The organism is Leptospira bandrabouensis, from assembly GCF_004770905.1.
In the GTDB taxonomy this organism is placed as follows: Bacteria; Spirochaetota; Leptospiria; order Leptospirales; family Leptospiraceae; genus Leptospira_A; species Leptospira_A bandrabouensis.
Map to the genome: position 1 here is coordinate 1,381,528 of NZ_RQHT01000014.1, position 13,839 is coordinate 1,395,366.

Annotated in this window: 13 protein-coding genes; 7 read left to right on the plus strand and 6 right to left on the minus strand. The window is 38.2% G+C overall.

The window, feature by feature from the left end; genetic code table 11:
• The first annotated feature begins 191 nt into the window (after positions 1-191).
• Positions 192-1,487, plus strand: coding sequence for an ethanolamine permease (gene eat, locus EHR07_RS13760; RefSeq protein ID WP_135745592.1), 1,296 nt, complete (start codon positions 192-194; stop codon positions 1,485-1,487).
• On the opposite strand, the gene EHR07_RS13765 is transcribed toward eat, so the two are convergent.
• Genes EHR07_RS13765 through EHR07_RS13780 form a run of 4 tightly spaced genes read right to left on the minus strand, consistent with a single transcriptional unit; the run spans position 1,484 to position 7,046 of the window.
• Positions 1,484-3,556, minus strand: a complete 2,073-nt coding sequence (locus EHR07_RS13765; protein WP_135745593.1) for an adenylate/guanylate cyclase domain-containing protein — start codon at positions 3,554-3,556, stop codon at positions 1,484-1,486. The genes eat and EHR07_RS13765 overlap by 4 nt on opposite strands.
• Complete coding sequence (locus tag EHR07_RS13770) at positions 3,557-5,119, minus strand: FMN-binding glutamate synthase family protein (RefSeq protein WP_135745594.1); 1,563 nt, start codon at positions 5,117-5,119, stop codon at positions 3,557-3,559.
• A 29-nt stretch (positions 5,120-5,148) separates the two neighbouring features.
• Positions 5,149-5,550 (minus strand): response regulator, encoded by a 402-nt coding sequence (locus tag EHR07_RS13775; protein ID WP_135745595.1) that lies wholly within the window; start codon positions 5,548-5,550, stop codon positions 5,149-5,151.
• Positions 5,547-7,046: a sensor histidine kinase gene (locus EHR07_RS13780; RefSeq protein ID WP_208739796.1), complete on the minus strand. Its 1,500-nt coding sequence runs from the start codon at positions 7,044-7,046 to the stop codon at positions 5,547-5,549. Before EHR07_RS13780 ends, EHR07_RS13775 begins: the two co-directional genes overlap by 4 nt.
• 159 nt (positions 7,047-7,205) lie before the next feature.
• Between EHR07_RS13780 and EHR07_RS13785 the strand changes: the two genes are divergently transcribed.
• Entirely contained in the window at positions 7,206-7,559 is a 354-nt protein-coding gene (locus EHR07_RS13785; protein ID WP_135746299.1) for a single-stranded DNA-binding protein, read from the plus strand.
• Positions 7,560-7,612: 53 nt separating this feature from the next.
• Here EHR07_RS13785 and EHR07_RS13790 read toward each other — a convergent pair whose 3' ends face one another.
• The gene (locus EHR07_RS13790) at positions 7,613-8,680 is read right to left on the minus strand and encodes a hypothetical protein (protein ID WP_135745597.1); all 1,068 of its coding nucleotides are present in this window, start codon (positions 8,678-8,680) and stop codon (positions 7,613-7,615) included.
• Between the two features lie 52 nt (positions 8,681-8,732).
• On the minus strand, positions 8,733-9,239 hold the full coding sequence (locus EHR07_RS13795) for a DUF3332 family protein (RefSeq protein WP_135745598.1): 507 nt from the start codon (positions 9,237-9,239) through the stop codon (positions 8,733-8,735).
• A gap of 129 nt (positions 9,240-9,368) precedes the next feature.
• Between EHR07_RS13795 and EHR07_RS13800 the strand changes: the two genes are divergently transcribed.
• From EHR07_RS13800 to metK, 5 genes are read left to right on the plus strand one after another with little or no spacing between them, the layout of a single operon-like run.
• Complete coding sequence (locus tag EHR07_RS13800) at positions 9,369-10,829, plus strand: MBOAT family O-acyltransferase (protein WP_135745599.1); 1,461 nt, start codon at positions 9,369-9,371, stop codon at positions 10,827-10,829.
• Between the two features lie 47 nt (positions 10,830-10,876).
• The gene (locus EHR07_RS13805; RefSeq protein WP_238735780.1) at positions 10,877-11,224 is read left to right on the plus strand and encodes a PilZ domain-containing protein; all 348 of its coding nucleotides are present in this window, start codon (positions 10,877-10,879) and stop codon (positions 11,222-11,224) included.
• The gene (locus tag EHR07_RS13810; RefSeq protein WP_135745601.1) at positions 11,221-11,913 is read left to right on the plus strand and encodes a Rossmann-fold NAD(P)-binding domain-containing protein; all 693 of its coding nucleotides are present in this window, start codon (positions 11,221-11,223) and stop codon (positions 11,911-11,913) included. The genes EHR07_RS13805 and EHR07_RS13810 overlap by 4 nt, the downstream gene beginning before the upstream one ends.
• Positions 11,910-12,647 carry a lysophospholipid acyltransferase family protein gene (locus tag EHR07_RS13815; RefSeq protein WP_135745602.1) on the plus strand — a complete coding sequence of 246 codons (738 nt, stop codon included), beginning with the start codon at positions 11,910-11,912 and terminating at the stop codon, positions 12,645-12,647. The genes EHR07_RS13810 and EHR07_RS13815 overlap by 4 nt, the downstream gene beginning before the upstream one ends.
• Positions 12,648-12,671: 24 nt before the next feature.
• On the plus strand, positions 12,672-13,838 hold the full coding sequence (metK, locus tag EHR07_RS13820) for a methionine adenosyltransferase (protein WP_135745603.1): 1,167 nt from the start codon (positions 12,672-12,674) through the stop codon (positions 13,836-13,838).
• The last annotated feature ends 1 nt before the right edge of the window (position 13,839 follow it).

Here is a 13,839-nt window from a genome sequence, read left to right on the forward strand (position 1 = left end):
GAAATACTCCAGGAATTGACAGGCATTCAGAGATTGATTAGGTGGTGACCGCCAAACATATTTCCCTCGGTAAAAAAAAATTACACTCGTTAAACTGGGTTAGAAAATTATTTCCTAAGTTGTCTATGGCATTAAATTTGCAATTTTTAGTAGTTTTAGCCAAGAATCGTTTTTTCTTACAAAGAGGTAACATGAAAGAAGAGCAAAAAATGCATAAAGTTCTACGTTCTGTTCATTTATGGGGCATAGCTGTGGGTCTTGTTATTTCTGGTGACTATTTTGGTTGGAATTTTGGTTGGTCTCATGCAAGTTTTTGGGAATTTAGTTTTGCAGTTGTTTGGATTGCTACTTTTTACGTTCTATTTGCGCTTTGTTTTACTGAACTTGCTGCCAGTATTCCTCAGTCTGGGGGTCCTTCTGCTTATGCTAAAAGAGCACTTGGTGATTTGTTTGGACTTTTCACTGGTTATTTAGTATTAGTAGAGTTTTTATTAGCACCACCCGCCATAGCTTCTGCGTTAGGTGGATACATCCATTTTCTTTTTCCAGTGATACCAGCTTTTGGTGCCGGTATTGTTATGTTTTGTTTGTTACTTTTGATCAATCTAACGGGGATCAAACAAACGGCACGTTTTGAACTTTTGGTTACCATAGTTGCTGTATTTGGTCTTTTGTTATATTTGGTTTTCCTTTGGCCTCATGTTTCTTTTGACCGAATTCCTAAATTTCCTTTAGTCAGTTCTATATCTTGGTCATCAGTTTTTCTTTCGATACCTTTTGCCATTTGGTTTTTTCTGGCTGTAGAAGGAGTGGCCCTGGCCTCCGAAGAAGTTCGTAATCCTGCTCGTGATATACCCATTGGATATACGGCAGGTATTTTTACCTTATTATGTTTGGCGGGACTCATTTTTGTTTTTACAGCCTCTGTTGTGGATACCAAAGAAATTTCTGTTTTAGATTATCCATTATCTTACGTATTGCAAAAGTTATATGGGACGGAAGTAATTTGGCCTTTTTTATTTACCTTTATAGGTTTGTTTGGTCTTGTGGCTTCCCTTTTTGGAATCATCCTTGGAAACTCGCGATTGATTTACGCAATGGCCAAAGAAGGGTATTTACCAACATATTTGTCGAAACTAAGTTATGGTTCTCTTGTTCCTCAAAATGCAGTTCTTAGTGGCGGCGCACTGGGAATTTTGTGTATGTGTTTTTTGGATACAGCAGAATTAATCACTATTTCAGCACTCGGTGCTTGTGGAATGTATCTTTTGAGTTTAGTATCTTATTTTGTTTTGAGAAAAAAAGAACCCCAAATGCCAAGACCTTACAAAGCGCCATTGTATCCGATTTTACCAGGATTGGCACTGGTATTAGGAATTGTTGCCTGCGGTTCTGTTTTTGTTTCTAAACCCTATTTAGCACTCGGTGTTTTAGGTTTTGGTTTGGTTTTGGGAATTGGTTATTATTTTAAAAACAGAAAAAATTAACTTCCAAATTCCATTTTGGTTTTTTCTTTCGCTTCGTGGCAACGGTCTAAAAACAACCTGGAAACAGAATCGTCGGGGTTTTTATCTAATAATTTTGAAAATCCGTCAATCGCTTCCTCATAATCTTCCCTTCGGAATGAATCTAATGCTAAAGTGTAATCGTCTTTTATTGCAATGAGTCTTGCTGCTTTTTCTGGATCGTAACCATCTAATACTTCCACAACAAATACGGAATTTGTTTTTCCTTTGATTGCCACACGGTCAAGCAACCGGTAATGATATCCCAATCCTTCAGAAGCTTCAATGAAGGTATCAGCGCTGATAACAATGCGGGCAGAAAATAGTTTTGTGATTCCTTCGATACGAGAGGCAAGGTTTACTGCATCGGAAATCACAGTACCTTCCATTCTTTTATGTTCACCTAATATCCCTAAGGTGAGGTTTCCTGTATGGATTCCAATTCCTACTTCGATGGGAATGTATCCACAATTGGCCCTATGTCCGTTATAAATACGAATGGCATCTTGCATTTCAACAGCTGCTTTTACAGCATCATTGATATCATAGGGAAATAAGGCCATCACTGCATCACCAATAAATTTATCTATGAATCCATTGTTATGTCGAATGATAGGGCCTACTCTTTGCAGATAACTGTTTAAAAAATCAAAGTTTTGTTTTGGTGTCAGTGTTTCTGAAAATTCTGTAAATGACCTGATATCAGCAAATAATATTGTCATTCGCTTTTGTACTTGGTCTCCTAAATCCACATAACGTATGTCAGATTTTCCTAAGTGGTATAAAAATTCTGTGGGTACGAACCTGCTAAAAGAACTACTGAGTTGTTTTTGTTCCTGCGCAAATTCTAAGGTTTTTGTCATACTTTGGCGAACCATTCGTCCAAAAGTAATAACTTGTAAAAAAACAAATATTACAACACTTGCAGGAGCAACGTACATAGTGTGAATGTAAGACTCTGCATGTAACACATCATTAGTGGCAGCGATCAGAACCAAAAGCATTCCGAATAAGAGAGGTCTTGATTGCATGCGTTTTTTCATGTATGCACGATACAAATACACTAAGATGATCATTCCATTCGCTACAAAAGCAATCGGATAAATGGAAGCTGTCTCTGTAAAATAAATCGGAGGTAATAAAAGTCCTAACGTTAAGACCGAAGAAAGTGTATAAAAGAAGGTTCCCACTTTTTTTGAAAAATCTTCGGGAAAAATCGTATAAAAATAATGATAAAGTAAAGGTGCGGACCAGAACCAAGAAAGATATTCTAATCTTAGTAAAATCCAATAAGGAACATCAAAAAATTCTATTAAAATCCTTTCTCCGGTCGAAATAGTTCTTAGAAGAACGGCAGCAGCAAATAAAAAGATTCCAATGGTATGTTTTCCATCTCGATTGTAAAAATACATTACTAAAAAGAAAATTCCTACAAAGGAAAGGATTGAAGACAACATTGTTTCGTTGATCTTACGTTTGGTGAGTCGACTCTCCGCCTTATTGTAAGTGGAAATAACTACATCATTCCAAATTCCTCCCTTTCTATGAACATAATTGGCTATGTAAAGGTCTATTGTGATTTCTGAAGTTTGCGGTAATACAACGATTGTTGATTTTACTTCTGGAATGAATTCATTTTGGTTTGATCCTGGTTTTCCAGCCCCACCCAAATATTTACCGTTAACATATATGGCGTACGAAGTGTCCTGTTCATGGACAGTTAAGGCCATCGTTTCTTGGAGGTTGTCATTTAGTTTTAGTTTGAGCCTAAAACTGGCATGTCCAATCCCACTCAAAGGACCATAATTCATTGCAAATCCATTCCAATGTTTAGGAAGGTTAAGAAATAAATCGGAATCGGTTTCTTTGATTTGCGAAGGAGCAGTATTCCAAAAAAATTTCCATTCTCCATTTAAGGCTACAAATGGTTCTTTAACAAAGGAATGTTGGCTTAGATTTAAAAAACCTTTTTGTGCTTCTGCTTTTACATTCCTCTCTTCGGAAAGGCAACTAAAGAGTAGTAAGATAACAACAAAAAGGAGTTTTTTCATTTAGGCTTGTCGTTTCGGAAATACAGTATAGTCTTGAAGTTTGGTAAATTTCACTTCATCTCGTTTGTAACCGAGTAATCCTTCTAAAGTTTGGTAACGATTCATTCCCATACTGATTTCTATATCTTGGCCAGTGAACTGTCCCGGATGTTCGTATCCACAGGAATGAGCTAAACTAAGTAGTTCTTTGCGAAATCCTTGGATGTATTTTGCTGCACGTTTTCCTTTAATTTCAGGATCAACTCCTCTTTGTAACCACCAGTTCTGTGTGGCAACACCAGCAGGACAATGGTCCGTATGGCATTTTTGTGCTTGGATGCAACCGATGGATAACATGGCTTCTCTTGCCACATTGATGAGGTCACATCCCATAGCAATCGCAACCACGGCCCGGTCAGGAAAACCCAGTTTTCCCGATCCAATCCAAACAATTTGTTCGGACAAACCCGTATTTTGGAAGAGAGTATACACTCTTTGGAATCCTATTTTAAACGGTAAGGAAACATGATCCGCATAGGTGAGAGGAGCGGCCCCTGTTCCACCTTCTCCTCCATCGATTGTAATAAAATCAGGTCCTGTCGAACTCTCTTTCATTTCACGAGCGAGCTCTTCCCAAAATTCAATTTCTCCAACGGCACTTTTGATACCTACAGGAAGTCCTGTTCCTGTTGCAATTTTTTCAATGAATTGAATCAATTCTTTTACATTCGTAAACTCACTATGCGAGTTTGGTGAGATACAATCTTTTCCTTCTTCGACATGACGGATCGCAGCAATCTCAGCATTGACTTTTTTTGCCGGAAGGATTCCACCTTTCCCTGGTTTGGCGCCTTGGGATAATTTGATTTCGATCATTTTGATACAAGGGTTCATTCCCACTTTCTCTTTCAAAACATCTAAACTAAATTTTCCTGATTTGTCTCTAGCACCAAAGTAACCGGTTCCAATTTGCCAAACCATATCAGCACCTTCCCTATGATATTGGCTTAAGCCACCTTCACCTGTGTTATGATAGGCGCCGGAATCTCTTGCCCCTCTATTCAATGCCATAATCGCATTTTTTCCAAGAGAACCAAAAGACATTGCGGAAATATTGATAATAGAATATGGCCTATAGGGAAACTTACGTTTAGGACCTATCACTTTTAAACAAGGAATACAACTAACGTCATTGTTATGAATATAAGCTTTTGATTCTGGATAGGGAAACGCTTTATGTTTGATGATAGGATATCCAGGTTCGTATTGGATCTCTGTGGTTCCAAATCCAAAGTTATTGTTTTGTCCTTTGGCTGTGGCATAAATCCAACTTCTTTCTGTTCTGTCAAAAGGACGTTCTTCTTTATCGTGAGCTACCCAGTATTGTCTGAGTTCTGGACCGATCATTTCTAAAAAATAACGGAGGCGGCCGACAATAGGAAAGTTTCTCTGAATTGTGTGCTTTTTTTGTGTGATGTCTCTTAAAAAGACGATCACAAGGAAGGCCAACAATCCAATCAGTGTCGAAGATAGGGGATGGGTTTCAATCCAAGTAAGTATCTGGTCCATATAGGGTGCGTCCATTTCTACATCAAAAGCAAAAAGATGACAAGCTAAGATTGGAAGTGGGACAAAGAATCCAAAAGTTTTTCCTTCGTAAAAGGTTTGAAGATATATCCAGAGATGATTGGAATTTTTGCGGCTCGATCTGTATCGGCTTCATCAACAGAGGAACTCACTAAAAACACTTCAATGGTTTTTGGAAACTGGGGAAAAATTTCTCCAAAGGCTTCTAAAAATTGCCAACCATCCATAAATGGCATATTGATATCTAAAAAAATGATATCAGGAAGTTGGTCTTTGTTTTGAATTTCTTTGTGAAAAAAATCCAAGGCGTTTTCTGCGTCAGAAAACATGAGAACTTCTTCTTTGATCCCGGCATTGGAGATGATTTTTTTGGTAGTGAACTGATATATTTTATCATCATCAATCACACAAATTTTGGGAGATCTCATAGGGTTTCTCTCCCATCGGGAAAGTACATAAGGAAAGTGGCTCCCTCTCCTGGTTTGGAACGGACCTCAATTTTACCACCGATAGATTCAATTTTGTATTTAATCAAAAACAACCCGAGCCCTTTACCACTGATATGACGATGAAAAGTTTTCTTTAACTGAAAAATTTGATCACCATAACGCTCTAAATCGATCCCCGTTCCGTTATCGGAAAAAGAAATGGCGGTTTGTGTCCCAATGGAAAAGGATTCTACGGAAATCCTTAACTTTCTGTCGGGATGGGAGTAACGGATCGAGTTATTCAGTAAATGTAGGAAAATCGTATCTAGGTACTCTTTGGAGAAATAAATGGTATCCCCACCTGAAAAATCCGCCTGGATTTCCACATCTTTATCCTTTAGTTCTCCTTTTAAAAGTTCGGTTACATTCAAAAAAGATTGGCTGATTTTGACTGGTTCTGGTTTGTAATTGTCTGGATTTTGAATTCTTAAAGTGGAGATGAGTTCGGAAAGAACTGTTTCTAAGTTTTCTGTTACCGATTCCAGATGATTTTCAAATTCTCTAATTTCTTCTAAATTGTCAGTCATTTTCATCAAATCAAGAAGGCTTCTTAAATTACTGACGGGTGCACGTAAATGGTGAGAGATGATTTGGTTGTATGCTTGAAGTTGTTTGTTTTGGGTTAAAAGTGAATTGGTAATGGCACGCAATTGATCATTATTTTCAAGCAGTAGTTTTTCGGTTTTTTTCCTTTCATTGATATCAACAATTTGTGCAAGATAGTGGATCGGGTGTCCCATTTCATCGCGTAGGACAGTGACTGTGATATAGGCCCAAACTTTTTTTCCTGATTTGTGTAGGTATTGTTTTTCAATCGAATAGTTATCGATGATTCCTTTTTGAACTTCATCTCGATATTTTAAATTTTCTTCGAGTTCTTCGTCGGCACTAATTTCAGAAAAATGTTTTCCAATGATTTCAAAACTTTGATAACCTAAAAAGTTGGCAAAGGCATCATTAACTTCATCAATATATCCATGTTTTCCAGTTTGTACAAGTCCTATTGGTGAGTCATGAAATAAGGTATGAAATCTTCGTTCGGAAAGTGCTAAGTTTGCTTCGGTATCAATTTTTTCTGAAATATCACGCGAGGAAGTATGAAGGTATTTTTTTCCAGTAGTGGGATGTATCGTTAAACGATTGTCAGACTGTAACCAGATATAGTTACCGTTTTTATGTAAAAATCTAAACGTAGTATGAATATTTTCATCACCACGGAGAAGAGGTTGATGTGACCTTTCTTGGATGAGTCTTTTTTCGTCAGGATGAAAATAATCATAGGGGTTTTTTCCAATGAGTTCCTCAGGTTTGTATCCGATGATTTTTTCAGAGTTAGGACTTACATAAAGATAGGTTCCGTCTGATTCATGTAAACAAACCAATTCTCGGCTAATAGAAGTTACTAAGTGTAGTATCTCGGAATCGGGAAGTCCCACAGGAAAATTCTTTTCACTTCCTTTGGATTGTCTATCCGAATTGTAAACACGAACAGGTATTTTAGAAATTTAGTTTCAATGGTATTTTTTTTTAACCAACCGATTCAAAAACGAACCAAACTTTTTGTGGCCATCAAAATTGAATTAAGGGATACTCAAATGAAAAATCTATCGTACGTCATTCTGGACGGAAATTTAACCGCAGATCCAGAAGAAAAAAGCATTGCGGGAGGGAAGTCTTTGGCAAATTTCACTGTTGCTGTGAACCATACATCCAACAACCAAGAAGGAAAGGATAAGGAAGATGTTTCTTACTTTGAAGTGGAGGCTTGGGAAAAACTGGGAGAAAACTGCGTGGAATACCTCAAAAAAGGGAGTAAGGTGACGGTAATGGGAAACCTAAAACAAAACCGTTGGAAAAACCCTGAAGGGGAAAGCAGATCAAAGGTGAAAGTCACTGCTTCCACTGTCCGGTTTGATAGTATGCAAAAAAAGGGAACAAAGGTTGCTTGATGTTTTTTTCGGGTGTCGGATTTTCCCTTCACCCGTTTTTGTCTGTTAGTTTCTTAGGGCGTTGGAATGGTTCTTTTTTTGTGTTTTGTATGAGTGGGAGAGTCAAATATCGAATCATTTCCATCTGCTTTTGATCTATCTGCTGAATCATCGGTTTGTTTTTTATCTTCAACTCGCTCTTCTAACAAAGTTTGTTTCCCGTTTTTATTGATTGCTAAGATGCGAAAGTATTGAGGAGAAGAAACTAAGTTCCATTCCCTAAACATAAATTTTGTGAATCCATGTTTAGGTCCAAACACTCCATTTAAATTATCTATTTTAGATTTGATATTTGCTTTGAAGTCTACCTGTTCTTTTTCTGTTAAGCTGGGAAACTGTGCAACTTCCCCTTCCACATATCGATTTTTTAAAATATCTAATTCTCTGCGGTTCCTGCCTGTGACATCTTCAAAAAATTTTTGTTTGGCACCATTACAATTTCCAAGGTAAGATTCGCAATTAGGTTCCAGTTGTGGATTAACATAAGTAAGTTCTAAATAGATATTAATGTATTCGCCGAGGGTTGGAATTTTATCTTCCTTAATTTCCAAAACTTGTGGGACTGTATCACGGTCCGTGTATTGCCTTTCGATGGCTTCTCTTGAAATTTTTGTTTCAGGAGTTGTACTGTTGACTTTAACGGGTTTTTTCGATTCACCAACAATCACTTTGTTTCTCATCACTTCCGTTTTTGTTTCCAAAATTTCATACGCTTGGAAGTTTACCGGTTGTTTGGCGATGACCTCGCCCTTTTGGTTTCTGACAATGATATGATGTTCTAAAATCGTACCTGCAATGATTTCTTCAATGATGCTGATCCCTGCATCTTCAAAAAATAAATCCAATTGAATAAAAGGAATTTTGTTCTCTGAATATTCGATGCTGACACCAGGTTCTTGTGCCAAAGTTTTTTTTGTGTCTTTGGATTCGGAAGGAAGGGCTTCCGATTTAGTAATCATTTTGATTCGGTTGAGATTGATTTGTTCCGTATGTTTAGGGAAGGTAGGAGTGATTACCTGTTGCGGTGTTTGGCATCCGATTGTGAAAAGTAACAGGCAGGAAACAAAATACAAACGATTCATACTTTAAGTATCGGTCAGAGATTGCCCCTAAAATTAGGGGCAATCGGTAAGTTTAGATATGTTTTACGCCAGCAGGAGGTAGGATTGGTCCACTTGTTTGGATGATTTCTACATACTTTCCGTTTACTTGGCGGAATGCTTTTTCAGGTCGATCTTTTAAGAAATAAATTGCTTCCATTCCTTTTTGTCCTGGAGCTTCCATTTTTAAAACTTTTCCCCATTCAGTGTAAGTAAGAGTGATGGTTTGACCTTCATGATTGTATTCTTTGACTAACTTTCCATCAAAGTCATACTCAGCCATAGCAATTGGGTTTTTATCAGTCCAGAATTCAATTAAGTTGAACACTACGATGTCTAAGAAACTTCCAATTCCGTATGCAAAATAAAGGGGGAAAATCATAAGAAGGGAACGAAAGAATCCTGCAACTTTTCCACTTCCAATTTGGATATTTCCATTGAAAGAATAAACTGCCTTTACTGCTCCAAATTTTCCAAAACAATTCGACAATAGACCGAAGGACAAAAGCCCTACAACGGTAGCTTTTAATATTTTTTTCATCGTAACCTCATAGTTTCTAATTAAAGAACTAGGCACCAATCCTAAAATATTCTTGGAAAGTCTGCAAGTCGAAATGATTGACAGACATATTTTTTCAAAGACCCTGGTCGGAATAGAAGGCAAATCCCATTGATCTTTTCTGATTTTGAATACTTTGTCTTCTTTCTCTTCGTTTTCTTTACGGTATGGTACGTATTCCCTTCTATTTTTTCGAATCATACGAAAGAAACGCGAATCTTGCATGTTTTCCTACTCGTAAGTAGTTATTTTTTTTACATGTCTTGGGATTACCGATTTGGTGCTCTCATTTTACTTTCCACAGCCATTGATTACTACGTAGGACTAAGGCTTGCCTCCGAATCTAGAGAAAAAGTAAGATATTATCTTTTACTTTTTAGTTTGATTACAAACTTAGTTTTTATATTAGGATTTTTTAAGTATTACAATTTTGTTGTTACATCGATCAATGCGGTCACCAATCCGGTGTTTGGTGGTGATGCAATGCCTGTTTTAAACATCATTTTGCCTGCAGGAATTTCCTTTTTTACATTCCAGTCTTTGTCTTACACCATTGATGTGTACAGAAAAGAGATACCCGCTGAAAAAGATTTCATTCGTTTTGCGTTGTTTGTAAGTTTTTTCCCACAGTTGGTTGCCGGTCCAATTGTAACAGCGCGAACCTTTATGCCTCAGTTGTACACTCCCAAAAAGTTGGAAGACATCGAATTTCGAGTGGCCATTCGATTTTTTATGTTGGGGTATTTTAAAAAAGCTGTTTTGTCTGATATGGTAGCACCTACCATCGACACAATTTATGCAGACCCGGCCGGCCATCACGCCTATGCTTTGTTAATTGCTGCAGCCCTCGGTGGGATTCAAGTTTATTTGGATTTTAGTGGGTATTCTGATATGGCCATTGGAAGTGCCATGTTACTTGGTTACAAACTTCCAACTAACTTCAATTTACCTTTTTTGGCAACGTCTGTCTCTGGATTTTGGCGTCGTTGGCATATGACCTTAAACTCTTGGTTAAGGGATTATATTTATATTCCTATGGGTGGCAGTCGTGTAACTTCCGTAAGACGTAAATTTAACCTTTGGTTTACCATGTTTGTGAGTGGGGTTTGGCACGGGGCACAGTGGACCTTTGTATTTTGGGGTTCTCTTAACGGTGTTTTTTATGTTTTGGAGGAAATCTGGAAAGAATGGTTTCCTGACAAAAAAGGTGAGTCAGAAACTAAAAATTGGTTTAGGGTTCCCCTTTGGCTCTTTCAGAATATTCTGAATAGCTCCATTTTCTTTTTGGGGGCAGTTTTTTTTCGGTCACTCAGTTGGGAAAATGCTTGGATCCATATCCAGGGTATTTTTACTTTTCAAGCCGGGCAAATTCGGCCTTATATGTGGAAGGATTTCCTTTGGATCATTGGCTTTTTGTATTTGGGCCATATCATTGGGTATTTTATCTTCGAAAAGGGAAAAGGCAAACAAATCCCCGCCAGTTTGGAGTTTGCCCTGTATCCGATTCTCTTTCTTGTCTTAAATTTAGCTACACCAGAAAATTCCGTTCCGTTCATTTACTTTCAGTTCTAATTTGCTTTTTTCGTTTCCAATATTAGGAATCCTTGTACCTTGTTGCTATGGAAAGTGAGCGCAGGCTTCCAAGAATATCTCCCGGTGACTTTTCTGGGTTTGAGGTACAATTGGATTTGGAAGGGATCACTTTGTTCGGAAAGTTAGGGAATATTTCGGAAGAAGGACTTTGTTTTTTAGGCGAAGATGACTTACTTGGCGATGAAATCGAGTCCCAAGTTTTAGGAAGTATCGTTTGGGCAAAAGGCACCAAGCGAATGTTTTTTGAAGGAACGATTGTTTGGACCCAAACTTCTAAAATTAAAAATGTAGTATATTATATTGCGGGAATTCAGTTTCAGGAAAGGCTCAATCTTACGGATTCCATGCTTGCGCGTAGTTTGGAGATCAAATGAAAATTTTACTTCTGGGTGGCACTGGTCTTATCGGCAAACAAGTATTACTCTCTCTTGTTTTTTATCCACAAATCAAAAAGGTAATTGTTTGGGTGAGAAACTCTCAGTCTGCATCAAATCCGAATGTTCCTATCGAAGTAGTCAAAGTTAGTTGGGAAGATTTCCAATCAGGAAAGGTTTCCCTTCCTGATGGTTTAGATGCTGTATTTTGTTGTTTGGGTACAACGATTAATAAAGCAGGAAGCCAGGAAAAATTTAAAGAGATAGATTACGAATATCCACTCCTTGCGGCCAAACAAGCGAAGGAAAAAAATGTTCCTGGATTCTATATCATCACCGCCATGGGATCTGATGCTAATTCGACTATATTTTATAACCGAGTGAAAGGAGAAATTGAAACAGAACTTCGTAAGTTACAATTTCCCTTCCTGGGAATTTTTAGACCATCGCTACTCATTGGAGAAAGAGAAGAAGTTCGGATCGGAGAAAAAGTTGGGGAAGTTCTTGGAAACCTGATTCCTTTTGGCCTTCTGGGCTTAAAAAAATTCAAACCTATCCCTGGTGAATACGTTGCCAAATCAATGATTTATTCTTTGTTACACGATCATCCAAAACAAGGATCTACTCCACAAGTAAAAGTTTATGAAAACGATGTCCTTTGGGAGATCGGTAAGGACCATTCTTTTTGATTCCAGACAACAAACAAAAACCCTATTCCAAAACCAAATACATCATCCTGAGTTGGGTCGTTCACTTTATTGTCCGAGTTTGGTATCTATTTGTTCGCAACCAAAAGTTCATCATTCCAGAAGAAAGTGCGAAGGTTATTGAAAAAGGCTCAGGTTATATCATTGCTGTTTTTCACGAAACCACTCTTTCCTTGTACCGGCATGCGACTCAGTATTTGAAACGAAAGAAAAAGGCAGATATGGTGGCTCTTGTCTCCCAATCCAAAGATGGAGAGATCATCCACCAAACCTTTGCTCGCTCAGGACTTCGATCGGTGCGGGGATCATCGACAAGAGGGGGAACCGGTGCCTTTCGCAATATCTTAAAAGAAATGAAACAAGGGGCCGTTCCCATTTTTACCGTGGATGGTCCGAAGGGCCCAAGGCGTGAGGTAAAACCTGGAGTCATTGTGACGGCCTCACTCACTGGATTTCCTATCCTATACTTACATTCTTGTTATGACAGGGCTTATACTTTCAAAAGTTGGGACAGGCATTTTTTTCCCAAATTCGGTGCGAAATTATACATCCAATACGGGGAACCTTTCTTTGTACCCAAAGGCCTAACCGAGAGCCAAATGGATGAATATGCCAAAAAATTGGAAATTGCCATGGGAAAAAATGCAGAAATCTTGGAATCTTATGTGCGTGGCCTAAGTGCAGACAATTCTATTGACGTACCGCCTAAACTCTAAATTTTAACCAAGTAAGGTAAAAAAATGTCATCTCTCAAAAACTATATCTTCACTTCCGAGTCCGTATCTGAAGGACACCCAGACAAAGTCTGCGACCAAATTTCCGATGCCATTCTCGATGCGTATTTAGCCCAAGATCCAAAATCCCGTGTTGCTTGTGAAACACTTGTGACAACAAATCTCGTAGTCATTGCTGGTGAAATTACCAGTAAAGGAAAAGTAGACACACAAGAAGTAGCTCGCGATGTGATTCGTAAAATCGGTTATAACGATATCAATATGTATTTTGATGCTGATTTTGCAGTGGTTGCATCCCACGTGCATGCACAGTCGCCAGACATTGCCCAAGGGGTAAACGAAGGTGAGGGACTCCATACAGAACAAGGTGCTGGAGACCAAGGACTTATGTTTGGTTTTGCAATTGCAGAAACTCCAGAGCTTATGCCTGCACCACTTTACTACTCACACAAACTTTTAGAGCATTTATCAGAACTTCGCCATACAAATAAAATCGAATGGCTCCGCCCAGATGCAAAATCGCAAGTTACCATCCAATACGAAGATGGAAAACCAAAACGTGTTGATACAGTTGTGATCTCCACACAACATAAACCTGGTGTGACTCACAAACAAATCGAAGAAGCTGTGATTGAAGAATGTATCAAAAAAATGATTCCAAAAGAACTTTTGACTAACACTCGTTATTTTATTAACCCTACTGGTAAATTTGAAATCGGTGGGCCACACGGTGATACAGGTCTTACAGGACGTAAGATCATTGTAGATACTTACGGTGGAATGGGACGTCATGGTGGCGGTGCTTTCTCTGGAAAAGATCCATCAAAAGTAGACCGTTCTGCAGCGTATATGGGACGTTATATTGCTAAAAACGTAGTGGCAGCTGGACTTGCTCATAAATGTGAAGTGCAACTTGCTTACGCGATTGGAGTCGCACAACCTGTATCTGTCCTTGTGGATACATTTGGAACAGGAACGATTCCTGATGAAGAAATTGCAAAACGAGTTTTGGCAAATTTCAAACTCACTCCAAAAGGAATTGTAGAAGGTTTGGATCTTCTTGGAAAAGGAAGAAAATACCAAGAAACAGCGGCTTACGGTCACTTTGGTAGAACAGGTAGTACTTTTACTTGGGAAAAAACTGATAAAGCAGAAGCTTTAAAAAAAGGATAAG

Excerpts from the sequence above, each read along its gene's own strand:
- eat (WP_135745592.1), top strand. The coding sequence starts at position 192 with ATGAAAGAAGAGCAAAAAATGCATAAAGTTCTACGTTCTGTTCATTTA.
- EHR07_RS13765 (WP_135745593.1), bottom strand. The coding sequence starts at position 3,556 with ATGAAAAAACTCCTTTTTGTTGTTATCTTACTACTCTTTAGTTGCCTT.
- EHR07_RS13770 (WP_135745594.1), bottom strand. The coding sequence starts at position 5,119 with ATGGACGCACCCTATATGGACCAGATACTTACTTGGATTGAAACCCAT.
- EHR07_RS13775 (WP_135745595.1), bottom strand. The coding sequence starts at position 5,550 with ATGAGATCTCCCAAAATTTGTGTGATTGATGATGATAAAATATATCAG.
- EHR07_RS13785 (WP_135746299.1), top strand. The coding sequence starts at position 7,206 with ATGAAAAATCTATCGTACGTCATTCTGGACGGAAATTTAACCGCAGAT.
- EHR07_RS13790 (WP_135745597.1), bottom strand. The coding sequence starts at position 8,680 with ATGAATCGTTTGTATTTTGTTTCCTGCCTGTTACTTTTCACAATCGGA.
- EHR07_RS13795 (WP_135745598.1), bottom strand. The coding sequence starts at position 9,239 with ATGAAAAAAATATTAAAAGCTACCGTTGTAGGGCTTTTGTCCTTCGGT.
- EHR07_RS13805 (WP_238735780.1), top strand. The coding sequence starts at position 10,877 with ATGGAAAGTGAGCGCAGGCTTCCAAGAATATCTCCCGGTGACTTTTCT.
- EHR07_RS13810 (WP_135745601.1), top strand. The coding sequence starts at position 11,221 with ATGAAAATTTTACTTCTGGGTGGCACTGGTCTTATCGGCAAACAAGTA.
- metK (WP_135745603.1), top strand. The coding sequence starts at position 12,672 with ATGTCATCTCTCAAAAACTATATCTTCACTTCCGAGTCCGTATCTGAA.